Below are 26,507 nucleotides of genomic sequence, written 5' to 3'. Positions count from 1 at the left end.
TCAGCCCCCGATGATTCCGGCCACGGCCGTGCCGAGGGCCGTGGCGGAGGTGATCGCACCGAGGACACCGCTCGCCGCGTCGAGGGCGCTGCGGAGCCGGTCGAGTACGCCGGGCTGGGCGGTGCCGGTGGTGGTCACCTGCCGCTCGGTCTCCGCCAGGCGCGCGGAGAGGTCCTGCGTCTCGGACGTGACCGGGTATCTCGTCAGGTCCTCGCTGAGGTCGCGGACGGCCTGGAGCAGCGCCTGGTACGACGCGTCGGCCGGGCCCGGTGTCGACGTGTAGCTCGCACTGGCGCCGGCACCGACCGCGATGCCGTTGCCGGTGACGGAACCCCCGACGTACGTACCGGAGTTGTGTCCGTCGCCCGCTGGCGATTGGTTCATGTCATCCTCCGTTGTGCCGGCTCCTGGTACTTCGACTGCTGCTTCGACTGCTACTTCGACGCGCCACCGGCGCCTGTGGACGGCGCCTTGGGTGTCCCGCCGCCCGACGAAGTGGCCTTGCTGTTGTCGCCGATGGCGATCCCGTTGCCCACGACGGAGCCTCCGACGGCGTTCCCGAAGTTGTTGAACACGTTGGTGACCTTCTGCTCGAACTCGGCGATGTCGTAGCCCGCGTGCCACAGCGCCTGGCGCACCCCGCCCGCGATCCGGTCCTGGATGGACTTCAGATAGCGGAAGATGTCCATTTCCTGGAAGAGGGTCGCCTGGTCGTCCGCGCCCAACTCCCGTACGGAGACGCCGGGTCCGTCCGGCAGCGTGTCCGCGTGAACGTCGGTGAGCTGCCGCCACTGCTGGGCGACGGCGCGGACCAGGACGCGCAGGGCGTCGCCGGTGGCGGCCGGGACACGCAGCAGCGCGAAGACGTAGCGGCCGAAACCGCCGCGGTGCAGATGCTCGTGGGCCAGCCGGTCGGCGGCCCCGAACAGCGGGTTGACCGGCGGCAGTACGTGTGGCGCGACCTCCAGCATCAGCATCCCGCCCTGTGTGTGGACGCGGACGAAGACGGTGACGACGACCTCCTCGTCCCAGCCACCGACGCGAACGCGCAGGAAGTGCCGTCGCTGCTCGCCGCCTTCCTCCACGGCCTCGGCGCGATGCATCGCATACGTGTCCACCGTGTACGGGAAGGCCATCCGGCCCGGCAGCCCTTCTGCGGGCAGGAACACGCACTCGTCCACGACCAGTTCGCGCAGCCGGTCGATCACGGCGTCGGCCGCCCGCGGGGAACTGCGCGGCGACGGCTCCCGCAGTTGTTCCAGCAGCGGTGCGATCTTGAGCAGGACCGCCTGGTTGTCGAGCGGTTCGGGAGGCGTCGGCACAGACGGCTGTGCGGACGGCCGTACGGACTTGGCCAGGACGTCGAGAGGAGAGTCGCCCTCGCTCGTCGCGCGGGGGCGCAGCTCGATCGAGAGGGACCATGGTTCGAAGGGCAGCCCCGCACCGCGGAACGGATCGGGCTTCGCGTACAGGATCAGCGGCGCGTGCTGCTCCTGGCGGATACGTCGGCTCAGTTCGTGGAACCGAAATCCGGTCGCCGCCTCCGCCGGGTCGTCGGCGATGTTCCCGAAGCGCTTTTTGGACAGCTCGCCCGCGATCGTCCGCGCGAACTGACCGCGCTGCCCCACGCTGAGCAGCGCGAGCAGCAGCGGCAGTACGAGCAGGCACCCGGCGGAGAAGCGGTTGACGGCGCCCGTGAGGTTCACGCCCAACAGGTCCAGGGGGCCACCGAGGATGCTGTCGCCGGAACCACTGAAGGGGTCGGATCCGTACTCGTCGCGGCCCTCGAAGAGCAGCCAGAGCAGGAAGAGGTACGTGGAGAACAGGAAGAGGCGCCCGTACCAGCGCGCGACGAAGGCGACGAAGCGCCGCAGCGCACCGACCTGCGGGAGTTGCGCGTCGGTGTCGCGGCTGCCGGCCAGCCGACGGCCCAGCGCGATCAGGAGGATGGGCCAGATCACCAGCCCGACCAGCCCCTTGGTGAGCATCGCCACGACCACCCACAGGCCGATCATGCCGGCGGCCCATGCCACCTCCTGCCGGCGGGCACGCAGGGCATGGGCGAGGACGCGGGCCGCGTCGAAGCCGTAGGAGGGTGCGGCGAACCGCTCACGGTGCACGTACAGTTCGTCGATCACCGCGTCCCGGTAGCCGGCGTGCAGATACGTGCCCGCGCACAGTAGCCGGGAGGCCTCGCTCCGCGACGGGTCGACCGGATGACGCGCTCCGGGTCTGGGCGCTTCCGCACGCTGGGGCGGTAGTTGCGGCTGGGTCATGGATCGTCCCCCGATGCAGAACCAGTCATGGCTGTTGCCGAAATTCCCCGCCAGGGACAACTGCCCCTTCACGCAAGGGGGTTGACCTGGGCAGGATCAACCAGCATAGGGCACATGTGTGACTTGGGTCACTTCGTATCGTCGTCCCCTCCCTTCCCCGCACGTTTCCCGCGCAGCTTCTGCACCCTTTCCTGCTCCGCCTCCCACAGCCGCCTGAACTCCTCCTGGCGTTCGTCGGGTTCGGCGGCCTCGTCCGCCGAGTCGTCCTCGTCTTCCTTCCACAGGCCCTGTTCCTTGAGTTGGCGAACCTGGACGTCGACGGGTGGGTCCGGGTCGTAGTCGGAGGGGCGTGGCCCCTCGGGTCCGTCGGGGCCGATGCGGACCAGGCGTTCGACGCGGGTGACGCGGTAGCGGATGCCGGCGACCGTGGTGACGTTGGAGCGGGTCTCGTCGAGTCGGTCGGCCGCTCGGGCGTACACCGCGCGTTCCTCCTCACTCAGGCGCAGGGTGAAGGGAGCCATCACGCGCAGCCAGGAGGCCAGGGAGTCGCGGGCGCCCTGGGGTGTGGAGTGATTGGCTCCCGGGTTGAAGGACTTCCACTCGCCGTCCTCCCGCTCCGAGACCGCGAAGACAGCCGGGAGGAGCACCCCGCCCGGGTACTCCCTGCGGGCTCGCCGCGCCTGCTCAAGGACGTCCGGCGGGGCGTCCGACGAGACGCCGACGAAGTCCGTCAGTTCCAGTTTCAGGATGCCGTTGGACATGCCCGTACCGATGAACGGGTCGACCACGAAGCCCCGCGCGCTCGGGCCGAGCTTGTAGGCCTCGCCCACCTCGGCCGGGTCGGGGTCGGACGGGCGGGGCGGTTCGGGGCCGCTCTGCCCCATGCGAATGAAGCGGCTTGCCCGGACGATCCGGAAGCGTTCGCCCCGCACCCGGACCTCGTTGACCACCTCCCGGTCCATCCTCCGCGCGGCCGCCATCCACTTGCCCTGGACCGTCTCGTCACCGGCGTCGCCGGCCTCCTTCGCGCGCATCCGGAAGTGCGAGCCGAGCGAGTCCCTGGATCCCTGCGGAGTGTCGCTGCCGTATCCCAGCAGCTCCCAGCCGCCCGTCTCGCACTCCCTGGCGTGGAAGAACTCCCCGAGCCCGATCCCCATCAGCTGCGGATACCGCTTCGTCGCCTCCCACGCCTCCTGCTCGGCGAAGGCGGCGATCGGACCCTCCTGTTGGGTGACACGGATCGTCAGGTAGGCCGGGACCCGGTCCTGGTAATCACTCATGCACCCAGCGTGCCCATCGCCTCCGGCGCGGGACACATGATTCGGTGAATTCGGCTCCGTCAAAGCAGGCGTCAGCCGCAGTTCCCGTCCGCCGGGCAGAACGAAGTCACCGCCGTGGTGAGGGGCTCGCGGACCTGCTCCGGGGACAGGTCCTCGGGGCCGTTGAGGCGGATCGCGTAGAGCTTGCCGTCCGTCGCGCGGAAGCGGTGGTCGATGACGTGGCGCGGGCCCTTGTCCTCGTCGTCGTAGCGGTAGACGAGCTCGGACCAGTCGGCGCCGGCGCCGCGGTCGAGGACCTGGTAGCCGGGCTGGAGGGCGAAGCCGTAGCCGGGGTCGTTCTCCGCCAGGTCCAGGGAGAGGGCCGGGGAGTTCTCGGCGAGTTGGAAGATCTGGAGTTGTCGGCCGTCGCCGGCCGGGGCGTCGTAGTAGACCACCGGGGCCAGTTGGCCCTGCTTCTGCCGGCGGGTCCAGTCCTCGGGGACGGTGACCGTGTAGCCGATGGGGTCCTGGGCGGTGCGGTAACCGGCGGACGGGGACGCGATGCCGGCCGGGGATCCCCCGGCCCCGTCCGTGCGGTCCCGGGTGAGTACCCACACCCCCACTCCCACGCTCGCGCCGATCACGACCGCGAGGAGGAGTACGGCGAGGAGGCGGTGGGGACGGGGAGCGGGAGGAGGCGCGGGACCGAAAACCGGTACCGGGGCCGGCACGAACGGGGAGGCGGAGAACGTCTGCGTCTCCGCCGACGCCCACGGCGGCGCGGAACCCTGCTCCCCCGCGCCCGCCGCCCAGACGGCCTGGCCTCTCTCCTCGCTCGGCTCTCGCTCGTTCCATCCGCCGCTCATAGCGAACCCCCCGAATCGCCCTGTACGGCACCGATCACGGCACCGGTTTCGAAGGTAGCGGCGACAACGGCCACAGGCCCCGCTCCGGTCGCAACCGGAACAGGGCCTGTGCAGGCTCGTGACAGAACCGTGGAGAAGATTCGGGAGAGCTCAGATGAAGTGGCTCAGATGAGGCCGAGGGCGCGGACCGCCTCGCGCTCCTCCTCCAGCTCCTTCACCGACGCGTCGATACGGGCGCGGGAGAAGTCGTTGATCTCCAGGCCCTGGACGATCTCGTAGACGCCGTCCTTCGTGGTGACCGGGAAGGAGGAGATGAGGCCCTCGGGGACGCCGTAGGAGCCGTCCGACGGGATGCCCATGGAGGTCCAGTCGCCGTCCGCCGTGCCGTTGACCCAGGTGTGGACGTGGTCGATGGCGGCGTTGGCGGCGGACGCGGCCGACGACGCGCCACGGGCCTCGATGATCGCGGCGCCGCGCTTGGCGACGGTCGGGATGAAGTCCTCGGCCAGCCACTTCTCGTCGTTCACGGTCTCGGCGGCGTTCTTGCCGGCGACCGTGGCGTGGAAGATGTCGGGGTACTGGGTGGCGGAGTGGTTGCCCCAGATGGTCAGGCGCTTGATGTCGGCGACCGTGGTGCCCGTCTTCTTCGCGAGCTGGGTCAGCGCGCGGTTGTGGTCCAGGCGGGTCATCGCGGTGAAGCGCTCGGCCGGTACGTCCGGGGCGGCGGCCTGCGCGATGAGCGCGTTGGTGTTGGCCGGGTTGCCGACGACGAGGACCTTGATGTCGTCCGCGGCGTTGTCGTTGATGGCCTTGCCCTGCGGCTTGAAGATGCCGCCGTTGGCGGAGAGCAGGTCGCCGCGCTCCATGCCCTTGGTGCGCGGGCGGGCGCCCACGAGGAGGGCGACGTTGGCGCCGTCGAAGGCGACGTTCGGGTCGTCCGAGATGTCGATGCCCTGGAGCAGCGGGAACGCGCAGTCGTCCAGCTCCATGGCCGTGCCCTCGGCGGCCTTGAGCGCCGGGGTGATCTCCAGGAGGCGCAGCTTGACCGGCACGTCCGCGCCGAGCAGCTGGCCGGAGGCGATGCGGAAGAGGAGGGCGTAACCGATCTGGCCGGCCGCGCCGGTGACGGTGACGTTCACGGGAGTGCGGGTCATGGCGTTCTCCGTATGACAGCTGGCGGTGGGGCTTCGCTGCCCCGGGGGTTCAGATGATCGATCTCTTGGCGTCAAGAGAGATCCAGCGGTCAGGCTATCGCGCATCCGGGATCCCGGATGCGCGGGTCCGTGTGGCCCGCCCCACAGAGTCCAGGAAGAGTCCCGTAACAGCCCTGGAAGAGTCCCGCAAAGGGGGCGGCCGCCCAGGCCTCGGGAGAGGAATGGCCTGGGCGGCCGCCTTGTGGGGGTACCGACTCAGCCGGACTCCCGTGGGGGTACCGTCCGCCTGCCCCGGATCGGGGCAGGCATTCCCCCGTACGGCGATTCGCCACCGATTACCGCTTGTTACCGATTACCGCTCGTTACCGATTACTGCGTGCACCCGTTCTCCCCGGACGCCAGCGTCGCGCAGGCAATGGCCTCGCCCGCGTCCTTCACGGCCACCATCGGCGTGTACGCGATGGTGTCGCCGGCCGCCGTGATCGTCCCGACCTGCTCGGTCGTCCCGACGGTCACCTTGACCTCGTCACCGTCGACGGCCTGGGTGATGCGCCCCCACGCGGCACCGCAGGTCTCGCTGTAGCGGACCTCGACGACGGTGGCGCCGACGGTCGCGGTCTTGGCGGTGGTGACCAGGTCACCGCTGCACCCCATGGTCTCGGCGTCCTTGCCGGTGCAGTCGGCGCCGCTGCACTTGACCCCGGCCGGCAGGTCGGGGTTGGTGGTGGCCGACGGCGAGGGCGACTTGACGGCGCCACCGCCCTCGTTCTCCTTCTCCCCGCCCTTGTTGGTGAGGAAGTAGGCGGCGGCTATGACGACGAGCACGCCGACGACGCCCGCGAGGAACATCGTCAGCCGCCGCTTGCCACCGGCCCCGCCCCGCCCGCCGGACGAACCGTCGACCGGACCGACCGGACCCGCGGGGCCGAAGCCCTGCGGTGCTTGGCCGTACGGGCTCGGGGTCCCCGGCGGCCGGCCGGGACCGTCGGACGCCGGGGCGTTGGTCCCGGAGGCGTGGGCGCCGGGCTGCGCCGGTCCCGCGTATCCGGCGAGGCCCCAGCTGTTGCCGGCCGGGGCGGCGGCGGAACGGGCGGCACTCTCCCGTGCCTCCGCGTCCGGCGCCGTCGGCTGCGGCGGCACCGTGGGTGCCACGCCGGCCGGTCCCGCGATCCCCGGGGTGGCGGTCGCGCTGCCGCCCTTGCGGGCGGTCTTGCTGCCCCCCTTGGCGTTCGCCGGAGGCGCCCCGAACTCCCCCAGCGCGGCGCGCGCTTGGGAGATCCGGATCGCCTCCATGGTCATGTCGTGGCGCATCTCCGAACGGCTCCAGGCGCGTTCGGCGAGCTCCCACATGGTCGTCAGATGGATGGGATTGGTGCCGGTGACCTCGGCCAGGGCGACGATCGCGCCCTTGGGTGCGAGGAGCCGGCCGTTGAGGTAACGCTCCCAGGACGTCTTGCTGTAGCCCGTGCGGTCGGCCACCGCCGCGACGCTCAGGCCGCTGCGGTCCACGAGCCGACGCAGCTGGCTCGCGAACTCCCTGACCTGCGGATCGAGTTCATCCGGCAAGGCCCTCCAACGAGGCATTGCTTCCCCCCTCTTTCCCCCCGGTACGTGCTGGCTGTGCGTGCTGGCTGTTACCCGCGCATGGTGCCCTCTGCCGAGTCCCCGTTCTGGCTACCCACAGGGATGCGCCCAGCTGGGATCTCAGTTCCCGGGGAGGGGGCGCACGGGAGCGTTTCGGGTGCGGGCATGCACCGTTGCACGCCTTTTGGTCTGTGGTCCAGTCTTCCACCGGCGGCACCCTCTGCCGAAATCCGGTCGGCCACACAGACGTTCGGGACGCCCCGGACCGTCCCGATTGACCACGTTAGCTCCGATGTGGAGCGCATTCGTGTCACATCCGCGAACTTGTCAAGACATCGACACACCGGACACACGTACTCAACCTCGTACGTCACAGGGCAATTCAGACCACCCAGCCGCCACGTACCGGAACTGTCACTTCCATGCCACAGCGCACTGACAGCCGTTGAACAGCCAGTTCTCAGTACAGGAGGGTGGTTCTCGGCGGCGGCCCGTCCTTACTCGGGGGAGGGGATGGACCGCCGTCCTGCTGACCGGACCGCCAGGCCCTGACTGCTGACCCTTAGCTGCTGACCGAGAAGTGCAGCGTGTTCTTCAGGAACGGGATGACCAGCCACGGGTCCGGCTGGATCATCAGCGCCAGCAGGACGATCGCGACGCCGAGCACCCCGTACGTGGCGATGTCCGTGAAACGGGAGCGGACGGCGAGCATGCCGACGCGGGGCAGGAACCAACGCAGGATGCCGCCGAGCAGCAGCGCGACGCCGATCAGCAGGGTCCCGACGCGGAACTGGTCCAGCGCGGTGAGCAGCAGCCCGACCCCGACCATGCCCAGCACGGTGAGGATCGGCCACTGCCGGGCGGGCGCCGGTGCGTCGCCGGGCGCGGCACGGCCGCCGCCCTCGGGCCGCGCGGTGTCCTCCGTGCGTTCCGGAAAGCGGCGGGTGGTGCGCCGGGGGTGGCCCTCGGCGTCGGGCGCGCTGACGGCGTCCCGTACGTCGAGGTCGTCGCCGGCGTCGACGGACGCGACCTTCTCGGTGTTGATGCCGTTGCCGTCAGCCGACACTGCGCTCGGCCGCCTCGACCACGTTGACGAGCAGTTGCGCGCGGGTCATCGGGCCGACCCCGCCGGGGTTCGGGGAGATGAAGCCGGCGACCTCGGCGACGTCCGGGTGGACGTCGCCCACGATCTTGCCCTCGGCGCTGCGGGAGACCCCGACGTCGAGGACGGCGGCGCCCGGCTTCACGTCCTCGGCGCGGATCAGGTGGGCCGATCCGGCGGCGGCGACGATGATGTCGGCCCGCTTGAGGTGGGACGAGAGGTCACGGGTGCCGGTGTGGCACTGGGTCACCGTGGCGTTCTCACTGCGCCGCGTCATCAGCAGCGGCATCGGCCGCCCGATGGTCACGCCACGGCCGACGACCACGACCTCGGCACCCTTGGTCTCGACGCCGTAGCGCCGCAGCAGGGTCAGGACGCCGTTGGGGGTGCAGGGCAGCGGCGCGGGCTCGTTGAGGACGAGGCGGCCGAGGTTCATGGGGTGCAGCCCGTCGGCGTCCTTGTCCGGGTCCATCAGCTCCAGGATCCGGTTCTCGTCGATGCCCTTGGGCAACGGCAGCTGGACGATGTAGCCGGTGCACTCCGGGTCCTCGTTGAGTTCCCGTACGACCGCCTCGATCTCGTCCTGCGTCGCCGTGGCGGGCAGTTCGCGCTGGATCGACGCGATACCGACCTGGGCGCAGTCGCGATGCTTGCCGGCGACGTACTTCTGGCTGCCGGGGTCGTCCCCGACCAGGATCGTGCCGAGGCCGGGCGTGACGCCCTTCTCCTTCAGCGCCGCCACGCGGGCGGTCAGGTCGGACTTGATCGCGGCTGCGGTGGCCTTGCCATCGAGAATCTGGGCGGTCATGCCCCCATCCTCGCGGATGACCGGGCCCTGGTTCCAATCCGGTACCTGCCTGGCGCATGATGAGGGCGCAGTGCCGCGCGTCGTCCGCTCACTCCTCAAGGCAGACGGGGGAAAGCCGCCATGAGTTACGGCGACCCGAACAACCCCTACGGGCAACCTCCCCAGCAGCCCCCGGCCCCGCCCGGATACCCGCAACAGGGTTACGGCTACCCCTACCCCCAGCAGTCCGCGTACCCCGGCTACCCGGGGTACCCCATGACGGCCCCGCAGCCGCGGTCGATGCCGGGCCTGCTCGTGACGGCCCGCGTCTTCCTGTTCGTCATCTCGGCGGTGCAGATCCTGGTCGGTATGGCGTGGCTGTACGTCGCGGCCTTCGTCGACGACATCGCGGACACGGCGGACGACTCCAACTCCGCCACCTCCGACAACCCCTTCGAGTCGCTCGGCGACGGCAGTGACGCGGCGTTCGGTGTGCTGGTGTTCATCGCGCTCGTCGCCCTCGGTCTCGCCGCGCTGTCCATCACGCTGGGCGTGCGGCTCGGCAGGGGCGGCCAGGGCATCCGTATCACCACGGTGGTCTACGGCGCGCTCGGCACGATCGTCGGCCTGTTCGGCCTGTTCGTGGGCCTCGACTCCGGGATGGCCTCTGCGGTCGTCTTCCCGCTCCTGTGGGTCGTGTTCGGCGCCGTCATCACGGCGGCCCCGGTGGTCCCCAGCGGCACGGCGTGGTTCGCGCGTCCAGTACGGAACAGTTCTGTCACTCAGTGAGCATGATGTTGCACTTGCACAACGCACAGGGAATCGGACTGGACAAAAACTGGCCACCCGAACGAGCATGAACGGCGCAGTACTCGCGGTTCATGTTCGGGGGGCAAACCGCTTCAGCCAGGACGTTCCTCCGCGCACCCGCATCGTCCCCATATGTGACAGTGCAACGGAGGAAACCTCGCCATGAGTTTCGGCGACCCCAACAACCCTTACGGGCAGCCCAAGAACCCGCCGCAGCCCCCGAACTCCCCGCAGGGACAGCCGGGTTACGGCTACCCCCAGCAGGGCGCACCGCAGGGCCCGCCGCAGGGCCAGCCCGGATACGGCTACCCGCAGGCCCCGCAGGGCGTCCCGCCCCAGCAGGGTTACCCGGGCTACCCGCAGGGCGGCCAGCCGGGCTACGGCTATCCCCAGCAGCCGGGTTATCCCGGTTACCCGGGGGGCTACCCGGGCGGTCCCGGAATGCCCGGTATGCCCCGCGTCGCCTCGATGGGCCGCCGCTTCGGCGCCCGCATGATCGACGGGGTGATCCTCACGGTCGTCTACCTCGTCCTCTCCTTCGCGGGCATCGCCGGCTCGGCCACCAGCATCAGCGACTGCGACCCGAACTCCGCCGACTACGACAGCTGCGTCAACGACGCGGCCGGCGGCGTCGCGGCCGCGGCCTTCGCGGTCGTCGGCGCCCTGATGATCTGCGGTCTGCTCTACGAGTGGCTGATGGTCGGTCTGGTCGGCGCGACCCTGGGCAAGATGGCCGTCGGCCTGCGCGTGGTGAAGGTCGAAACGGGCCAGAAGCCGGGCCTGGGCGCGTCGTTCATCCGCTGGATCATCCCGGTCGTCGGCGGCTTCGCCTGCGGTATAGGCCAGCTCGTCGTCTACCTGTCCCCGTTCTGGGACAAGTCGGGCCGCCAGCAGGGCTGGCACGACAAGGCGGCGAGCACGATGGTGATCCAGCCCTGAGCCTGCGGATCCCGCTCCTCCACACCAAGGGCCGTGTCCACCCGACGAACGGGGGGACACGGCCCTGGTGTTGTTTTGGGCATGCTCAGGTACGGGTGACGGTCCCGCAGCCCTCGGTACGGTTCGGGTCCGGGGTGTCGCTGCGGTCGTAGGGGTCGACGCCGGGCCCGCTGGGCTGGGTGCCCGTCGGAGCCTCCGAGTCGAACTGCGGGTGCAGGAAGCCGTCGTAGACATCGCAGGCCGAGTTGCCGATCTCCTGGTCGTAGAGCACGACGGCGATCTTCCCCGCGGTGACCCGGTACTTGGCCGGATCGGAGAGTTCGATGTCCAGGATGCGCCGCACGATGGTGCGGGCCACCTCGGTCGCCCCATCCTCTGTACGCACCAGCGGGTAGACGAAGGTGTAGTCGGCGTGCACGACGACGGAGGCCTGCTCCCCCGCCTTGAACGTCATACGCCCACGCGTCTTGACCACGTCACCGACAAGTCGCAGCTCATCGGGGTCGAAACGGCTGAACATCGACAAGGGATCGTGCTTCTTGTCCGGCTTGCGCAGGGAGGTGTTCAGGAAGTCGATCAGCTCGGTCTGCTGCGGCTCGATGACTCCGAGGGCGGTGGCCGGGCGCTCGCCGCGCAGGGTGCCCGGGTCGAGGTTCGCGTCGACCAGCAGCGTCCTGGTCCGCCGCAACACCGCGTCCACCTGCCCCTTCGAAAACGACCCGACCGCCTTCGCCTCCGGCACCACGATCCCGGCCGCACCGTCGGCCCACCGCAATGCCGGCGACCCCGCGAACGGCCGCTCCAGCGTGGGCACTTCGGGGTCCGCCGACGCGGGCGGCGCGGTCGGCGCGGCGGTCTCCGCCGGTAGCGTCGACTCCGCTACGGCGTCCTGCTCCCCGGTGCCGAAGGGATCGCCGGGCAGCAGCGACGGCCGTACGGCCACGACGGCCACGGCGATCGCGACGACCACCCCGAGGACCCCCCACACCCGCCGACGCCGCCCCGCACGCCCGTCCGTCTCCCGCGAGACCGGCCCGGTACGCCACCCCTCGGGCTGCACACCCCGCGCCTCCTCCCGCCGCAGCCGCTCGGTCACCATGCGGGCGCGGGCGGAGGGCTCCTTCGGCGCGTCCGAGGCATGAGCCTCGTGCTCGGCGTCCCTGAGGAACTTCTCCCACTCCGCGTCGGATATCGGGGATCCGTCTCCGCGGTCCCCCGTCGGTCTGTCGGCCACGACGCCAATTGCCTTTCTGTGACTGGGCTGTTGGGCGGCCAGAGCGTACCTCAGCCGTGATGAGGAACCGAGACCGGAGCGGTTGCCTCGCCCGGGTCCCCAGGTCGCCACTCCCCCGAGCTCCACTCCGGCGTGGGGGACGGCCGAGCCGGAGCGGGCGGCGGGGTCGAGCCGCGGATGGGGTTCTGGGGTACGGCGTCTGAGTCGCTCGTCCCCTCCACCACCGTGCCGGCACCGGTTGACGTACCGGAGGACGAAGTCGCCTTCGGACGCGCGGACACGGTCTTCGACGGTGTGGACGCCGGAGAGGACCGCACGGTGCGACTCGGGGCGGAGGACGGCGAGGGAGTGCCGCTCCTTGTGGGGCTCACAGTCGCGGAACCCGTCTGCGAGCGCCTCACGCCTGTCGGCTCGTCGGCCCCCTCGTCGCCACTGGCCGAGCACCCGGCCATGCACAGGGCGACCATGGCCGTGGCTGTACAGAGCGACACCGACCACGGGTTTTGCCCTTCGTTACCGCCCCGGCCTCCTATCCCGCTCAAGATCACTTCCGTCACATTCCACGGGGCGGCCCGTACCGAGTCTCCGGTCGCTCGCCCGGAGACATGGGCAGGTCCTGAAGGGCCACGGGGCCCGGGTAGAAGGCGGAACCGCCCGGCCCCGTCACTTCCTCGCCGACGAGCCAGAGGTAGAGCCACTCGGCGAACGAGAACGAGTACTCGAAGAACTCGCCCTCGTTTTCAACGAAAAGCGCCCCCGCCCCCAACGCTCCCCGAGGGGCATAGAAGATTGTCTCCCCGCGGTCTGTCGAAGCGATCGGAATCAGACCATCCGGAGTGCCGAAGACCAACTCGGGAATGCCGAGGGAGAGGCGCGGGTCACCCTCGGGTTCGGCCCAGTCCCAGTCAATCTGCGACCAGGCCTCGGACGTCCTGCGGATCCCCTCGCCCAGGTTCCAGCGTTCGGTCGCTGGGTGCTTCAAGGACAGGTGACCGTTGATGTGGACGGGGGCATAGGCATCGACGATTTCCCTATAGTCCGCCGGGAAGCTCACCCCCAGTTCACTCTCGAGTTTGCGCCACGCCTCGGGATCCCGGTACCGCCATGACGGCTCACCGAGCATCTCCAGCACGCGTGCGAGGTGGTTCTCCTTCATCGCCGTCACCTCTTCGGGCAGTCAGCGCTGCCTCGGGTGGTCCCACCCGTAGGCGATTGCGTGATCACACAGTGCTTCATGTTGCCGTCTTCCACGGTCCCGTGGCGCCACCAGGTTCCGCAGGTCGATTCCGGAACCCGACGCCGCAGCGGGAATCAGGTGCCCGTTGGCAGGGTCGTAGCCCTGGGACCGGATCTCGTCCATCCCCGGAGGCTGCGTAGAGCCATTGGTGTTCGTACCCGGCGCCTTACGCCCCTTGTTGTAGTCGCTCTTGTCGAGCAGACCGTACACACCTACGCACGCCGCCCGCGCCCCGCACACCGCGCAGGCCCTGCTCCGCCGGGTCGAGACCGCGGCCGGGGCCGCCCGTTCCCCACGGCTTCCCCGCCTCACACCGAGGCGGGGTCCCCATCCGGCCCTGCTCGGCGGCCTGGCCCTGGTCGCGGTCGCGTCACTGGCCACGGCCGGCCTCTTCGCACTGCGCGAACCTGCCCCGCAGGGGTACGCGGGCTGCGACCGGGGAGACGTCTGCTTCTTCACGAAGGCGGACGGCCAGGGCGAGATGTGCGCCTGGTACGACCGACGCCGACTGGCTCAGCGGGATCATCACGTGCGACTGGAGGAAGACCACCACCCCCAAGTCGGCCTTCGACAACGGCTACGACGGCGACCCGCTCAACGACGTGCAGCTCTTCCAGTCGGTCGGCATGGACCGTCCCATCGACTGCATCCAGGCCAACGCCAAGGTCAACGCCCCGGGCGGTTGGAACCTCCGCTCCCACGAATGGGTGACGGACTGCTGAACCGGCAGTCGCGCTTCCCTCCATCTCCGAGTCCCTCTCCCGCCCGGACGGTAGCCTCTCGTCAACCGGCGAGACGCACGGGCAAGTTGAGCAGGAAGAGCCTTCGGGGGAAACCCATGACCGACCAGCGGCCCAGTTCGCCGAACACTCCGGCGTCCGGCGACGCCGCGCTGCGGCAGGCGGGGGCGACGCCGTTACAGCCCGGTGATCCGGGGCTCATCGGACCCTACATACCGCTCGGGCTGCTCGGCAGGGGCGGCATGGGGCGGGTTTATCTGGCGCGCCCCGCCGACGGTGGCGCGGGGCTCGCCGCGGTGAAGGTGATACGGCCCGAGTACGCCGAGGACCCGCAGTTCCGGAAGCGGTTCGAGCGGGAAGCGGCCGTGCACGCCCGGATCCTCATGCCGTACGCGCCGCAGCTGCTGGGCACCGGGTTCGAGGACTCGGTGCTGTGGATGGCCACGCAGTTCCTGCCCGGGCTCAACCTCGCCGACGCCGTCCGTGACTGCGGCAGCCTGGACGCGGCCGGGATGTGGCGGCTGGTGGCGGAACTCGGCAAGGCCCTGGAGGCGCTGGCCGCGGCCGGGATCGTACACCGCGATCTCAAGCCGTCCAACGTGATCGTGTCCCTGCGGGGCGCGCACGTCATCGACTTCGGCATCTCGCAGGCCGCGGACAGCAGTGCGATCACCATGACCGGGGCCCGGGTCGGCACCCCGGCCTTCATGTCGCCCGAGTACCTGCGCGAGGGCAGCTGCGACACCGCCTCCGACGTGTTCTCGCTGGCCTGCACGCTCGTCTACGCCGCGACCGGGAACGCCCCGTTCGGCGACGGAACCGGCGTGGACGTCATGCACCGCGTCGCGTTCGAGGAGCCCAAGCCGGACGTCATGGCCGAAGTCGCCGAAGTCGACCCGGCGTTGGCCAGGCTGCTGTCCGCCTGCCTTGCCAAGGACCCCGCCGGACGCCCCACCCCGCGACAGCTCACGGACGCGGCCGCCACCTCAGGACACGACCGCGCACCCTCCTGGCAGGAGCCCCTGGGCGCCCATCTGCTCGCCCGACGACAGGGATACGAGGAGGTGGAGCGCACCTCGGCCGAACAGGGCGGCCACTTCCGCTCACCCCCGGTCGCCTACCCCACCCCCGCGCCGCCCGAGCGGTCGGGCTCGGTCGCCCAGCACGACACCGTGGCGGGCGGCGACCGGCACAAGCGCTGGAAGCCGTATGCCGCCTTCACCGCGGGGCTCGCCGTGTGCGCCGTGGTCGTCAGCGCGTTCCTGCTCACCCGCCCCGCCCCCGCCGACACCGCGGCAACGACTCCCGCGGCCGCGACCACGGCCCCGGGGGACCAGGGCCCGGCATTCCCGCCCGCCCCCTCGGGCCCGCCTTCCCCCTCCGCATCCGCCACCAAATCCGCGAAGGACAAAGACAAGGACAACGACGAGGCGGCGGGCAACGGGCAAGGGACCAACGGCGGTTCCGCCGGTTCCGGTGCCGGCTCGGGCGGCGGCGCACAGGCCACACCCGACGACCCGGAGACCCCGGCGGCGGGCGGCGGCGGTGGCGGCACCGCCACGAGCGCGGCCCCGACCAAGACGGTGACGGCCGCTCCGGCCACCCCCGCGTGGATCTCCCAGTGCACGTACTACTCCGGCACCGAGCTGACGGACTACGGCGACACCGGCCAGCGCGTCGTACAGGTGCAGTGCATGCTCACCAAGCGCGGCTACAGCGTGGGCAGTTCCGGCGTGGACGGGGACTTCGGCAAGGACACCGACGCGGCGGTCAGGAACTTCCAGAGCGACAAGGGGCTGGAGGTCGACGGCCAGGTCGGCCCCAACACCTGGGCGGCGCTGCGCAGTTCGACGTGATCGGGGTGGTTGTTGTTCGGACATCCGTCCCTTTGCCCGCGCTCAGAGGTCGTCCACGTCGACCAGCCTGTCCTGGATGGCGCGGGCGACCAGGCTTGCCTTGGTCCGCGCGGGGCGGCCGACGTTCGCGTATTTGATCCTGACCCGGTCCAGATACGAGTTGACCGTCCGTACGGAGATGCCGAGGCGCTGCGCGACCAACTCCTTCGACTCCGACTGGAACCACTCGATGAGTACGTTCTCCTCGCGCGCGGAGAGCTGGGGGCGGTCGGCGCGGGTGTTCGTTCCCAGCGCGCCGGCCAGTGCGGGCGGCATATAGGGCCGCTCATCGGCGGCTGCCAGCGTCGCCTCGACCAGGTGGTCTCGGCCCTCGCTCTTGGTCAGGAAGGTCGCGGCTCCCAGGTCCAGGCAGCTGAGCGCTGTCTTCTCGTCGTCCCGCATCGAGTAGACGACGACCTGCCGTCCGGCGTCGACAAGTCTTCGAAGGCTACCGAAGGCGGGGCCGTCCTCGCCCAGTTGCAGGTCCAGGATGACGACGTCGGCGGTGCTGCCCGGTGCGGTCCAGGCTTCGCGTACGGAGCCGCCGGCCGCGACCACCGTGATGGGCCGGCGGGATGCGGCGTACCACGCCTCTACGCCCGAGAGGATGGCGGGATGGTCGTCGACGACGACCACGCTGACCGGTGCGTTGTCACTCATGTCAGGTCAACTCCCGGAGCCGCCGATCGTCTCCAGCCTGCCTCAACCCACACACTTCCGCCGCGCGTTGTTCTGGCCACGGTCACCTTCGCGTCCGTGGCACGGCCGGGTGCCTGAGCGGCCTCTCCCGTGCCGCGGCCGCCGGCGCAGTCCTCGCTGACCACGCTCACACGTACCGCGCGGGGCGTCCATACGACGGTCACCCGCGCGATCGAGCGGGTACGGCCCAGTACCACCGCCACCGGGTCGATCAGCTCCCTGCGTACCTCCACAGGCACCTCACCCCCCTGGCCTCGTACGGCCAGGTTCACCGTCACCCCCTGGTGCTCGGCCACCTCAACGCACGCCCGCAACTCGTTCAGCAGCGGGTCCAAGACGCCATCGCTCTCCGCGAACAGGCGGCGCATACGGGCGGCCTCCACCCCGCACCGCAGCCTGACCTCCTCGTCGTGCGGGCTCAGCACACCGTGGCCAAGGCCCACGAGCAGCGGCACCGTAGTCGCCGTCAGGGCGCGGTAGCGCTCCTTGTGATCACGCTGCATGTCCTCGTGGATGCGTTCCCGGGTACGCAATTCTTCCTCCCGTGCGGCCGCGGTCCCCGCTGCCGGCGCCGTACCGTGGAGCAGGCGCGTCAGCAGTACACCGACGGAGAGCTGGAAGCCGCAGTTGGATATCGCGGCGATCCCTATGACGGCCGACTCCGCGGCGGTCGGCGCCCCCGACAGGAACACAGCGATCGCGTTGAGCCCGATATGCGCCCCGAGGAATGCCGCGAACGCTCCGACCCGCAGGTCTGCCAGCAGGAACAGCGCATGCCAGCCGACCAGTCCGAACGCCCAGTCCTCCGCACCGGTCAACCGCTCCGGCGGGAGCGTGAACGCGCCTACCGCCGAAACGGCCAGCACCGCGCCCAGGCTCCACCAGCGCACCCTCGGCGGGATCTGTCTGCCACGCAGCAGACAGGCGCCCCCGGTCGCCGCGACGGCGGCGAGGCAGACGAAGGCCGCCGTCTGTGCCCACGCGGGGCGGTACACGCCCTGGTAGGCGGTGAGTTGGTGCAGCGAGAGGGTGAACTGCGACAGCAGGCTGATCAGCAGTGCGGCCAGTTGGGCCCCGTGCAGCAGCTGCCTGCGGATGAGCCTGACGACGGCCGTGTGTGCCCGGGCGCGGGGCGGGCGCGGTATGCCCGCCGCCTGCGGTCCGTCCCCTGCCTGTGACTCCCGGGCCCTGCCGTGCCAGCGCCACTGCACGCGGGTCCCGGCGCCCGGTTGCGAGGTGACCGTGGCGGAGCCTCCGACCGCGTGCATCCTGCCGATGATGGAACCGGAGATGCCCCGGCGCCGCGCGGGGACGGACTCCGGGTCGAAGCCCCGTCCCGCGTCGGACAGTTCGACGACGGCGCCGCCCTCCTCCGTCCACGCCCTGAGCTCCGCTTCCCGCACCCCGGCATGGCGTGCCACGTTGGTGACGGCCTCCCGGACCCCGTTGAATATCGCGAGCCCAGGGCCGGACGGAATCACGAGCGGGCCCTCAATGATGGTCTTGAGCCGCACCCTGGCCTGTCCCTCGCCCTCGGGCACGCAGCCGAGAAGTGCCCGGAGGTCGACGCTCCCCGTCTCGAATCCGGGCACGGCGGACAGTGCCTCCAGATCCTGTCTGGCACGTGGAGCCAGCCACGACCAGTCCCGCCCGTCGCCCTGGGAGACCATCAACAGCGTCGCGCTCGCCGTGTCGTGCAGGGTCGCCAGGTACTCGCGCTCGGCTCCTCTCCGTGCGGCGGCGACCTCGGCCTCCCGGCGCGCCGCCGCCCTCAGCGCGGCCGACCGGTCAGCGACCCTGGCCCGCGCTCGGACGATGAGGTAAGCGGCCCTCGACAGACCCGCCAGGAAAAGCATCCGCACCAGGGGTATCAACTCCGGGCTGTGCCCGGGCGAGGAGAGGGCGTCGCCGAGCGCACAGGCGACGGCCCCCAGCGCGGCCAGGGCAGCCCCGGCCAGGGGTCGCGTCGCCCACTCGTGCTGGAAAGTGATGGCGCAGATGCCGACCATCGCCTCCACCATCACATCCGCACCGTCGCCGCCGAGCACCGGCTGAGACAGCCCCGTCAGCATCACCACGGCAGCGTCCAACGTCCACAGCAGGGCGACCGGGAGCGGGCGGCGCAGCGCGTAGAGGCGCACACCGCAGGCGAGGAGAGCGGGCGCCAGCAGGGACATCGCCAGGGGAATCTCCGCCACGTCCGCCGAAACGACGCCCAGCGCACCGCACAGACAGACCACTGTGGACCGCAGCCACACCCCGAACCGCTCGAGGGCCAGGATCACCAAGCGCTCGCTGGATCTGGGCCCGTCTGCCGACTCAGCGGCTCCGTCCTCGTTCTCCTTGCGTCCCCCGTGCCGCATGGAAACAAGGGTAGTTGACCCACGATCAAGGTAGAACGCCCATTCACCTCCGGCCTCGGTGCGATGAAGGCATCGGCCTTGCGCGTATTCCAGTGTGTGAGGCGGCCGTTCCTTGTGGGGCAAACGACCGGCACACTCAGCGACCGGGCCGGGCTACTGTGCCCGTCGTACGGAGCTGAGACCGGCCGTGGCCGCCTGCGCCTGACCCGGCAACGGCAGCGGGTTCAACGGCTCCGGCGTCATCGGCGGCAGCTTCCACCTGGCGGACGACGAGTCGGGGCGGGGTCTTCTGCCGGCCCCCTCGCACCCTGAAACGTTCGAGGTTCCGCGCACACCTCGCATGTCCCGCCGTCACACCTGCAACACCTGCGCACCTATCCAACGGGGAAGGAACACCATGAACTTCCGTACCACTCGGGCCCGTCTGGCCACCGCCACCATCGGCACCGCCATGGCGGGCATACTCGCCCTCGGTACCTCGCCGGCCTCCGCCGCAGCCTCGAACGGGTACATCAGCGGCAGCGGTCTCACCTACGACGACTGGGACGACGAGGGCACCCTGTCCAGCTCCTCGCACTACAAGTCCAACGCCTCCTGCCTCTGGCAGTACGTCCTGTACGCGGAGGGTGCCACCGAGCAGAACGGCACCCAGTACGACTACGCCGACATCGACGGCATCTTCGGTGCCAACACCACCTACGCCACCAAGAAGCTGCAGTCTCGCTGGGGCCTGAGCGCCGACGGGCTGGTGGGCAAGAAGACCTTCACGAAGGCGGGTGACAAGCTGACGGACTCCAAGTTCGTCAACTACGACAGCCAGCGGAAGTACCGGCTGACGTACGACGGTTCACGGGCCAACTTCTACGTGTACCGCAGCAGCACCGGAAAATACAGCATCTACATGGACGGCGCCTACCGATACCTCTCGTACACCAGCCGCACCTGCAACTAACGCCCACTGGCAGCACGACTGCCACGAGGAGGGCACGGCATGCTGGTGCTCGGAGCGTCGGGCATGAGGAGGGCCCGCCGGTCACCGACCGGCGGGCCCTCACCCGTTCACGTCATCGCACCGCGCGTCAGTGGAAGAAGTGCCGCGTCCCCGTGAAGTACATGGTGACGCCCGCCTTCTTCGCGGCCTCGACGACGAGCTCGTCCCGCACCGAACCACCGGGCTGGACCACGGCCTTGACGCCGGCGGCGGTCAGGATCTCCAGCCCGTCAGGGAAGGGGAAGAAGGCGTCCGACGCGGCATACGACCCCTGCGCGCGCTCGGCACCGGCACGCTCGACGGCCAGCTTCGCGGAGTCGACGCGGTTGACCTGCCCCATGCCGACGCCGACCGAGGCGCCGCCCTTGGCCAGCAGGATCGCGTTGGACTTGACGGCCCGGCAGGCCTTCCAGGCGAAGGAGAGCTCGGCCAGTTCGGCGGGGCTCAGCGCCTCGCCCGTCGCGAGGGTCCAGTTGGCGGGGTCGTCGCCGTCGGCCTGGAGGCGGTCGGTGACCTGGAGCAGGACGCCGCCGTCGACGGGCTTGACCTCGACGGGGTTGGCGGGGGCGCCGGCCGCCTTGAGCACGCGGATGTTCTTCTTCTTGGCGAGGGCCTCAAGTGCCCCCTCCTCGTAATCCGGCGCGACGATGACCTCGGTGAAGATCTCGGCGACCTGCTCCGCCATCTCCTTGCTGACCGGCCGGTTGACCGCGATCACGCCGCCGAAGGCCGACAGCGGGTCACAGGCGTGCGCCTTGCGATGCGCCTCGGCGACATCCGAACCGACCGCGATCCCACAGGGGTTGGCGTGCTTGATGATCGCGACACACGGCTCGTCGTGGTCGTACGCGGCACGGCGGGCGGCGTCCGTGTCCGTGTAGTTGTTGTACGACATCTCCTTGCCGTGCAGCTGCTCGGCCTCGGCGAGGCCGCCACCGCTGCCGTCGACGTAGAGCGCGGCGGGCTGGTGCGGGTTCTCGCCGTAGCGCAGGGTGTGCGCGCGCTCCCAGGTGGCGCCGAGGAAGTCCGGGAACCGCGACTCGTCCACGGGGGCGTAGGAGGAGGCGAACCAGGAGGCGACCGCCACGTCGTACGCGGCCGTGTGCTGGAAGGCCTCGGCGGCGAGCCGCTTGCGGGTGGAGAGGTCGAAGCCGCCGGAGGCTACGGCCGCGAGGACATCGCCGTAGCGGGCCGGGCTGGTGACGACGGCCACCGACGGGTGGTTCTTGGCGGCGGCGCGGACCATCGACGGACCGCCGATGTCGATCTGCTCGACGCACTCGTCAGGGGAGGCCCCGGAGGCCACGGTCTCGCGGAAGGGGTAGAGGTTGACGACGACGAGGTCGAACGGCTCCACACCCAGCTCGGCCAGCTGCCGCTGGTGGTCGGGGAGGCGCAGGTCGGCGAGGATGCCCGCGTGGACCTTGGGGTGCAGCGTCTTGACGCGGCCGTCCAGGCACTCGGGGAACCCGGTCAGCTCCTCGACCTTGGTGACGGGCACGCCGGCGGCGGCGATACGCGACGCGGTGGACCCGGTGGAGACGAGCTCGACACCGGCCTCGTGCAGTCCGCGGGCGAGCTCTTCGAGCCCGGTCTTGTCATAGACGCTGACAAGCGCGCGACGGATGGCCCGCTTGCCGCTCTCGTTGCCGCTCTCGGCCGTGACAGTGCTGTCGGCGGTCACTGGATAACTACCTTTCGTCCCTCAATGCGATAGCCGTTGCGGGCGAGCCGCCCCACGACATCGACGAGCAGCCTTCGCTCGACTTCCTTGATGCGCTCGTGCAGAGCGCTCTCGTCGTCCTCGTCCCGGATCTCGACCACGCCCTGAGCGATGATCGGCCCGGTGTCGACGCCGTCGTCGACGAAGTGGACGGTGCAGCCGGTGACCCTGGCGCCGTACGCGAGCGCGTCGCGGACGCCGTGGGCCCCGGGAAAACTGGGGAGAAGGGCGGGATGCGTGTTGACGAACCGCCCGCCGAACCGAGCGAGGAACTCCTTGCCCACGATCTTCATGAACCCGGCGGACACGACGAGGTCGGGCTCGTACGCGGAGACGGCGTCGGCGAGGGCGGCGTCCCACTCCTCGCGGGTCTCGAAGTCCCTCACCTTCGTCACGAAGGTCGGCAGCCCGGCACGCTCCGCACGCGCGAGCCCCTCGATGCCGTCGCGGTCGGCGCCGACAGCCACGATCTGGGCCCCGTAGGCCTCGGCCCCATCCTCGGCGATGGCATCGAGGAGTGCCTGCAGATTGGTGCCGGATCCGGAGACCAGCACGACGAGGCGCTTGGCCACGGGCTTGGCGGCCACGACGGGGCCCTTTCTCGGGGGAGCGTTTGTATGGTCGTACGAATGCTTCGCGCCCCGGGATACGGGGAAGTCTACGAAGCGGCCGACCGTCAGCAACGATACCGGCACACCGGACGGCCCCCCACGGGACGGGGGCGTGGCCGGAAGGTAGCGTCTGGGAGGAGCCGGGACGGGAACGCGGTTGCCGTGCGGTGCGTTCAGTAATCAGCAGGTCGTAACCACCAGGTCGTATCACCAAGGGGAAGACGCTCATTTGATGCCGGACCGCAGTCTGCGACTCCTCACCCTCCCTCCGCAGTCGGCGCGGGGAGGGGAGCGCGGCACCGTGCTGCTGCGGGAGCGCCCCGCCTCGCCGCCGGACGCGCCCTCGGGCAAGAAGAGCGGCGACGAGGACAACCCCTTCGCGCCCCCGCCGGAGGGCACCCCGGACCGACCCTGGCAACCCCGGCGACCGGCGTCCGGCGAGGGTTCCGACGACTCGCAGGGCTCCCAGGACGGCGACTCCCCTTCCCCGTGGGGCAGCCAGTGGAGCGACCGCCAGCCCGGCCGCTCCCCCGGCGGCTTCGGCGACCGCCCCGCCGGCCAGAACTCCCCCGAGGGCCCATCAGGCGGCAACGGCCCCAACACGGGTATGCGCTGGGACCCCACAGACCCCTCCCAACGCCGCGCCCGCTACGCCCTCCTCTGCGGCATGTGGGCCTTCTTCTTCGCCCTCTTCAGCTGGCCCTACGTAGCCCTGCTCCTGGGCGCCCTCGCCCTGTACTGGGGAATCAGCGCCCTACGCGCCAAGCCGTCCACCCCCAACCCGGACACCCCGCCCGACCCTGGCAACCGCCCCCAGACGACGGCAGCGATCAGCGGCCTGGTCACGGCCTCCCTGGCCATCGCCCTGGTCGCGGCCACCTTCACGGCCCAGATGGTCTACAGCGACTACTACACATGCACGAGCGACGCGCTGACCAACGAGGCGAAGCAGTCGTGCAATGAGCTTCTGCCGGAGGAGTTGCGGGGGGTTCTGGGGACGAACGGGTAGCTTCAGCGCCGGTCCAGGTAACTTCAGCCGATCCTCCACCCACCCGCTGGGGCCGCACCTGTCAACGCCGGCCCGGTAATTCCAGCCCGTCTGGGGGTCCCCCCTCTAGGGGAGTTTGAGGACGAGGCCCGTTCAGGGCCGAAAGGGGGGTCTGGGGGCGCAGCCCCCAGGGATGGGACGGGTAGGGGCGACGGGGGCGAAGAAACACCCGGGTCAGTCGCCGTCTGGGGTCTCCGTCGGCGTGGCCGCCTCCTTCTGTGCCGCCCAGCGGGTCTCCGGGGAGTCGTCGTCGTTCCAGGGCGGGGATTCCGGCAGGAAGTCGTACGGCTCGAACTCCGGGTCGTCGTCGCCGAGGGAGTCGTAGGGGCTGTACGGCCCGACCGCGGGCACAGGCATCGAGGGCCCAGTTTCCCTCCGCCGACCGAACCATCCGCGCGGCGACGACAGCACTTCCCGGAGTCGGCGCCCCGTAGCCTCCGGCACCTCAACCCGCGGCTTGCCAATCTTCGGCACGCTCCCCCGAACCCGGCGTTCCCGACACCGCCACGCCCGCAGCGCCAACGCCGTAGGGATCGCCACCCCCGCCACCCACACCAGCGCCGCCGCACCCGTCTGCCACCACACCGGCCCGAACGAGGCGAGGGCGCCAACGCCGAGGGCTCCGCCGGACAGCGCGGTGAGCGCCGCGAGTGTGACCGCGCAGAGTCCGGCCGCCGCGGCGGCTGTGGTTGCGGTGCCTCCTGGGGGCTGCGCCCCCAGACCCCCCTTCGGCCCTGAAGGGGCCTCGTCCTCAAACTCCCCCAGAGGGGGGACCCGCAGACGGGCTGGGGTTACCTGGACCGGCGTTGACAAGCGCTCGCCCCCCTGTTCTGAAAGCCGCTCACCCCCCGACTCCTCCCGCCCCACCACAAACCACCCCACCACCGCCCCAGCCACCACCGGCACCACCCCCGCCCCCCAATTGACCAGTCCCCCAACCCCCGCCTCCGGCACCGCCGCCAGCAGCGGAAACGGTGGCAGCAACGGGGCCGGTGCCGAGGACAGCGGCCCCACCACATGCCCCGCGCCCAACACGAAGCCCGGCCCCAGCCCATACGCCGCCCCCCACACCGCCGCGTTCGGCACAAGCGCCACGCACAGCAGCAGGACCGCGAACCGCCCCGACCACCCCTCCGTCAGTTGAAGAAAGGCCCCCCACGCCTCCCCGCCGTGCCACACCAACGAAGCCGCCAGCAACAGAGCCCCACCCCCGACGAACACGGCGACCCCCGCAGCTGCGGCCCGGACGGCGGTGCCGAGCCTCACCCGCGCGCCAGGCCCGAGGACAAGCCGCCGCACCCCCGCCGGCAACAGCACGAGCACGCTCAACACGACCGCGCGCGGACGGCCGTACCCGATCCACACCCCCACCCCCGCCGCACCCGCCACAACAACCGGTACGCACACCCCCGTCCACGCCCACGAGGGCCGAAGGTCTCCACTCGACGCGTACAGCGCGGCCGCCGCACCGACGGCGAGGTAGCCGAGGACGACGCCCGCCCATGCGGTCCAGGCGGACACCCGGGGCCGTTCGTCGGGGGATTCGCCCGCGTCCACCGCGTCCCGCGCGGCCCGCCGCACCAGCCACACCGGCAGCGCGAGCAGCAGCAAGGGGGTGACACCGACGGGCGCGGGGACGCCGGAGAGCGTGTCGGTGCGGACCAGTTCGACCCCGTGCGCCAGCAGCCACAGCGCCGCGGCGACATGCAGCGCGCCCCCGGGCCCGCTGTCGGGATACGGCGAACTGATCCACAGCACCATCACGAGCACGGCGAACGAACCGAGCCCCAGCCCCGCCGCGAGCGCACCACCCGACAGGCTCGCGGCCAACCCAGGCGATCGGTCGCGCATCCGGGTGAGCAGGGGCGACAACGACGGTCGGCGAGCGGTCATCTGGATCACGCCCGCCATGCTCCCAACGACACGCGCTTTCTCGTCGTAACAGGCGAACCCCCGAAGTGTCGCTCAATATATGATTATGTACTTTTTCGTACGAAGGGGTGCCCTGTAATGGCGCAGAGCGCTGCAACCCCCCTCCCCCCGCCCAAGGAACGCCGACGCCTGCGCGAGGCAGGCTCGTTGACGCAGGCTCAGATCGCCGAACGGGTGGGTGTCACCAGCGCGACGGTGCGCTCGTGGGAGTCCGGCCGCACGAGCCCGCGCGGCCGGAAACGGGAGGCGTACGCGAAGCTGCTGGACACCCTGTCGGAGCAGGACGACCGGGAGGCCGAGGTGACGGCGCCTCAAAAAGAGCCCACGCCCGAACCCAAACCCGAACCCGAACCCGAACCCGACGAGGCACCGGCCGCCGCCCCCCTGACACCCGCTCAGGCCTTCGACGCGCTGTACGCGTTCTGTGCCCCCGCCCTCGTCCGGCAGACGTATCTGCTCACCGGGCGGCGCGAGCTCGCGCGCGAATCCGTCGAGCGGGCCTTCCAACTGGCTTGGCAGCGCTGGCCCGAGGTGGCCCGGGACCGGGATCCGGCGGGCTGGGTGCGGGCGGCGGCGTACGAGTACGCCCTCTCTCCCTGGCACCGCCTCCGCCCCCGCTACCGCCACCCGGAACCCCCGCCCGCCAACGTGTCCGACCGCGCGCTGATGGCCGTACTCCTGAAACTGCCGCCACCGCGACGCCGCACCCTCCTCCTCTACGACGGTGTCGGCCTCGGTCTGCCGGAGACGGCGGCGGAGACGGAGGCGAGCACTCCGGTGGCGGCGAACCGGCTGCTGCACGCGAGGGATGCGGTGACCGCGCGCCTGCCCGAACTGGCCGAACCCGCCGAGCTCAACCGGCGGCTGGCCGAACTGGCCGCCACGGAGCGGTTGCGTGCCGCGAGGCCGGTGACTGTGCGGGTCGGCAGTGAGCGAAGGGCGCGGTTCTGGACGCGGGCCGCCATCGCCTTCACGGTCGCCCTCATCGGTGCGACGACACTCACCGTGCGGACGGCTCCCACGCATTACGAGCCGCCCGTGGCCCCGGGAGCGACGGTGCAGGGGGTGCCGCCGAGAGCGGCGCAAGGGCCGTTGTCGGATGCGGAACTGGAGCTTCGGGCCAAGCTGCGGGAGGAGACGGTGAGCGGGCCTGAGAGGTTGGTACCGCTGAGTCGTTGACTGCAGGCCGGTGGGGGCTGGTCGCGCAGTTCCCCGCGCCCCTAAAAGAACAGGGCGGGCCCGAGTTTTCAGGGGCGC

At 70.6% G+C, this 26,507-nt stretch carries 21 protein-coding genes and 1 pseudogene; 7 read left to right on the top strand and 15 right to left on the bottom strand.

Going from position 1 to position 26,507, the window contains the following annotated elements:
* The 8 genes from AC5DRG_RS32735 to AC5DRG_RS32700 all read right to left on the bottom strand — a co-directional run bounded on the left by AC5DRG_RS32735 (position 1) and on the right by AC5DRG_RS32700 (position 9,049).
* On the bottom strand, positions 1–384 hold the full coding sequence (locus tag AC5DRG_RS32735) for a hypothetical protein (RefSeq protein ID WP_491803085.1): 384 nt from the start codon (positions 382–384) through the stop codon (positions 1–3).
* A gap of 50 nt (positions 385–434) precedes the next feature.
* Positions 435–2,276, bottom strand: coding sequence for an AbeC-like domain-containing protein (locus AC5DRG_RS32730; RefSeq protein WP_491803083.1), 1,842 nt, complete (start codon positions 2,274–2,276; stop codon positions 435–437).
* A gap of 128 nt (positions 2,277–2,404) precedes the next feature.
* A complete protein-coding gene (locus AC5DRG_RS32725) occupies positions 2,405–3,556 on the bottom strand; it encodes a DUF5954 family protein (protein ID WP_491803082.1) in 1,152 nt (383 codons plus the stop codon).
* 71 nt (positions 3,557–3,627) lie between these two features.
* Positions 3,628–4,401: a serine/threonine kinase C-terminal domain-containing protein gene (locus tag AC5DRG_RS32720; protein ID WP_491803080.1), complete on the bottom strand. Its 774-nt coding sequence runs from the start codon at positions 4,399–4,401 to the stop codon at positions 3,628–3,630.
* A gap of 164 nt (positions 4,402–4,565) precedes the next feature.
* Positions 4,566–5,555, bottom strand: a complete 990-nt coding sequence (locus AC5DRG_RS32715; protein WP_491803079.1) for a malate dehydrogenase — start codon at positions 5,553–5,555, stop codon at positions 4,566–4,568.
* A gap of 369 nt (positions 5,556–5,924) precedes the next feature.
* Positions 5,925–7,121 (bottom strand): helix-turn-helix domain-containing protein, encoded by a 1,197-nt coding sequence (locus tag AC5DRG_RS32710; RefSeq protein WP_491803078.1) that lies wholly within the window; start codon positions 7,119–7,121, stop codon positions 5,925–5,927.
* 580 nt (positions 7,122–7,701) lie between these two features.
* Positions 7,702–8,184, bottom strand: coding sequence for a DUF3017 domain-containing protein (locus AC5DRG_RS32705; RefSeq protein WP_491813222.1), 483 nt, complete (start codon positions 8,182–8,184; stop codon positions 7,702–7,704).
* Between the two features lie 10 nt (positions 8,185–8,194).
* Complete coding sequence (locus tag AC5DRG_RS32700; RefSeq protein WP_491803077.1) at positions 8,195–9,049, bottom strand: bifunctional methylenetetrahydrofolate dehydrogenase/methenyltetrahydrofolate cyclohydrolase; 855 nt, start codon at positions 9,047–9,049, stop codon at positions 8,195–8,197.
* A 120-nt stretch (positions 9,050–9,169) separates the two neighbouring features.
* On the opposite strand from AC5DRG_RS32700, the gene AC5DRG_RS32695 reads away from it, so the two are divergent.
* The gene (locus tag AC5DRG_RS32695; RefSeq protein ID WP_491803076.1) at positions 9,170–9,817 is read left to right on the top strand and encodes a hypothetical protein; all 648 of its coding nucleotides are present in this window, start codon (positions 9,170–9,172) and stop codon (positions 9,815–9,817) included.
* Positions 9,818–10,000: 183 nt separating this feature from the next.
* Complete coding sequence (locus tag AC5DRG_RS32690) at positions 10,001–10,777, top strand: RDD family protein (RefSeq protein ID WP_491803075.1); 777 nt, start codon at positions 10,001–10,003, stop codon at positions 10,775–10,777.
* A gap of 85 nt (positions 10,778–10,862) precedes the next feature.
* Here AC5DRG_RS32690 and AC5DRG_RS32685 read toward each other — a convergent pair whose 3' ends face one another.
* A complete protein-coding gene (locus tag AC5DRG_RS32685; protein ID WP_491803074.1) occupies positions 10,863–12,011 on the bottom strand; it encodes a hypothetical protein in 1,149 nt (382 codons plus the stop codon).
* A 553-nt stretch (positions 12,012–12,564) separates the two neighbouring features.
* Positions 12,565–13,167 carry an SMI1/KNR4 family protein gene (locus AC5DRG_RS32680; RefSeq protein ID WP_491803073.1) on the bottom strand — a complete coding sequence of 201 codons (603 nt, stop codon included), beginning with the start codon at positions 13,165–13,167 and terminating at the stop codon, positions 12,565–12,567.
* 271 nt (positions 13,168–13,438) lie between these two features.
* Here AC5DRG_RS32680 and AC5DRG_RS32675 point away from each other — a divergent pair.
* Both AC5DRG_RS32675 and AC5DRG_RS32670 read left to right on the top strand, forming a co-directional pair.
* Positions 13,439–13,708 (top strand): annotated as a pseudogene (locus AC5DRG_RS32675) (serine/threonine protein kinase); the annotation flags it as partial.
* Between the two features lie 378 nt (positions 13,709–14,086).
* Positions 14,087–15,844: a protein kinase domain-containing protein gene (locus AC5DRG_RS32670; RefSeq protein ID WP_491813221.1), complete on the top strand. Its 1,758-nt coding sequence runs from the start codon at positions 14,087–14,089 to the stop codon at positions 15,842–15,844.
* A 42-nt stretch (positions 15,845–15,886) separates the two neighbouring features.
* Here AC5DRG_RS32670 and AC5DRG_RS32665 read toward each other — a convergent pair whose 3' ends face one another.
* Together AC5DRG_RS32665 and AC5DRG_RS32660 are read right to left on the bottom strand one after the other, a co-directional pair.
* Positions 15,887–16,543 carry a response regulator transcription factor gene (locus AC5DRG_RS32665; protein WP_491803072.1) on the bottom strand — a complete coding sequence of 219 codons (657 nt, stop codon included), beginning with the start codon at positions 16,541–16,543 and terminating at the stop codon, positions 15,887–15,889.
* Positions 16,540–18,945, bottom strand: coding sequence for a sensor histidine kinase (locus tag AC5DRG_RS32660; protein WP_491803071.1), 2,406 nt, complete (start codon positions 18,943–18,945; stop codon positions 16,540–16,542). Before AC5DRG_RS32660 ends, AC5DRG_RS32665 begins: the two co-directional genes overlap by 4 nt.
* Positions 18,946–19,342: 397 nt before the next feature.
* Here AC5DRG_RS32660 and AC5DRG_RS32655 point away from each other — a divergent pair, with 397 nt between their 5' ends.
* Positions 19,343–19,897, top strand: a complete 555-nt coding sequence (locus AC5DRG_RS32655) for a peptidoglycan-binding domain-containing protein (protein ID WP_491803070.1) — start codon at positions 19,343–19,345, stop codon at positions 19,895–19,897.
* Positions 19,898–20,024: 127 nt separating this feature from the next.
* Here AC5DRG_RS32655 and purH read toward each other — a convergent pair whose 3' ends face one another.
* Entirely contained in the window at positions 20,025–21,620 is a 1,596-nt protein-coding gene (gene purH / locus AC5DRG_RS32650) for a bifunctional phosphoribosylaminoimidazolecarboxamide formyltransferase/IMP cyclohydrolase (RefSeq protein ID WP_491803068.1), read from the bottom strand.
* A complete protein-coding gene (purN, locus tag AC5DRG_RS32645) occupies positions 21,617–22,246 on the bottom strand; it encodes a phosphoribosylglycinamide formyltransferase (RefSeq protein ID WP_491803067.1) in 630 nt (209 codons plus the stop codon). Before purN ends, purH begins: the two co-directional genes overlap by 4 nt.
* Before the next feature lie 256 nt (positions 22,247–22,502).
* Here purN and AC5DRG_RS32640 point away from each other — a divergent pair, with 256 nt between their 5' ends.
* Positions 22,503–23,279: a hypothetical protein gene (locus AC5DRG_RS32640; protein ID WP_491803065.1), complete on the top strand. Its 777-nt coding sequence runs from the start codon at positions 22,503–22,505 to the stop codon at positions 23,277–23,279.
* A 213-nt stretch (positions 23,280–23,492) separates the two neighbouring features.
* Here AC5DRG_RS32640 and AC5DRG_RS32635 read toward each other — a convergent pair whose 3' ends face one another.
* Positions 23,493–25,229 (bottom strand): cell division protein PerM, encoded by a 1,737-nt coding sequence (locus tag AC5DRG_RS32635; RefSeq protein ID WP_491803064.1) that lies wholly within the window; start codon positions 25,227–25,229, stop codon positions 23,493–23,495.
* A 99-nt stretch (positions 25,230–25,328) separates the two neighbouring features.
* On the opposite strand from AC5DRG_RS32635, the gene AC5DRG_RS32630 reads away from it, so the two are divergent.
* On the top strand, positions 25,329–26,429 hold the full coding sequence (locus AC5DRG_RS32630; protein ID WP_491803063.1) for a helix-turn-helix domain-containing protein: 1,101 nt from the start codon (positions 25,329–25,331) through the stop codon (positions 26,427–26,429).
* Positions 26,430–26,507: the final 78 nt, after the last annotated feature.

The sequence above is a fragment of the Streptomyces sp. JLBG701 genome (assembly GCF_058544905.1).
The sequence above is the reverse complement of the archived record's forward strand: the minus strand, read 5'-3'. Positions and strand labels throughout refer to the sequence as shown.

Excerpts from the sequence above, each read along its gene's own strand:
- AC5DRG_RS32735 (WP_491803085.1), bottom strand. The coding sequence starts at position 384 with ATGAACCAATCGCCAGCGGGCGACGGACACAACTCCGGTACGTACGTC.
- AC5DRG_RS32730 (WP_491803083.1), bottom strand. The coding sequence starts at position 2,276 with ATGACCCAGCCGCAACTACCGCCCCAGCGTGCGGAAGCGCCCAGACCC.
- AC5DRG_RS32725 (WP_491803082.1), bottom strand. The coding sequence starts at position 3,556 with ATGAGTGATTACCAGGACCGGGTCCCGGCCTACCTGACGATCCGTGTC.
- AC5DRG_RS32720 (WP_491803080.1), bottom strand. The coding sequence starts at position 4,401 with ATGAGCGGCGGATGGAACGAGCGAGAGCCGAGCGAGGAGAGAGGCCAG.
- AC5DRG_RS32715 (WP_491803079.1), bottom strand. The coding sequence starts at position 5,555 with ATGACCCGCACTCCCGTGAACGTCACCGTCACCGGCGCGGCCGGCCAG.
- AC5DRG_RS32700 (WP_491803077.1), bottom strand. The coding sequence starts at position 9,049 with ATGACCGCCCAGATTCTCGATGGCAAGGCCACCGCAGCCGCGATCAAG.
- AC5DRG_RS32695 (WP_491803076.1), top strand. The coding sequence starts at position 9,170 with ATGAGTTACGGCGACCCGAACAACCCCTACGGGCAACCTCCCCAGCAG.
- AC5DRG_RS32690 (WP_491803075.1), top strand. The coding sequence starts at position 10,001 with ATGAGTTTCGGCGACCCCAACAACCCTTACGGGCAGCCCAAGAACCCG.
- AC5DRG_RS32680 (WP_491803073.1), bottom strand. The coding sequence starts at position 13,167 with ATGAAGGAGAACCACCTCGCACGCGTGCTGGAGATGCTCGGTGAGCCG.
- AC5DRG_RS32670 (WP_491813221.1), top strand. The coding sequence starts at position 14,087 with ATGACCGACCAGCGGCCCAGTTCGCCGAACACTCCGGCGTCCGGCGAC.
- AC5DRG_RS32665 (WP_491803072.1), bottom strand. The coding sequence starts at position 16,543 with ATGAGTGACAACGCACCGGTCAGCGTGGTCGTCGTCGACGACCATCCC.
- AC5DRG_RS32660 (WP_491803071.1), bottom strand. The coding sequence starts at position 18,945 with ATGCGGCACGGGGGACGCAAGGAGAACGAGGACGGAGCCGCTGAGTCG.
- AC5DRG_RS32655 (WP_491803070.1), top strand. The coding sequence starts at position 19,343 with ATGAACTTCCGTACCACTCGGGCCCGTCTGGCCACCGCCACCATCGGC.
- AC5DRG_RS32640 (WP_491803065.1), top strand. The coding sequence starts at position 22,503 with ATGCCGGACCGCAGTCTGCGACTCCTCACCCTCCCTCCGCAGTCGGCG.
- AC5DRG_RS32635 (WP_491803064.1), bottom strand. The coding sequence starts at position 25,229 with ATGGCGGGCGTGATCCAGATGACCGCTCGCCGACCGTCGTTGTCGCCC.
- AC5DRG_RS32630 (WP_491803063.1), top strand. The coding sequence starts at position 25,329 with ATGGCGCAGAGCGCTGCAACCCCCCTCCCCCCGCCCAAGGAACGCCGA.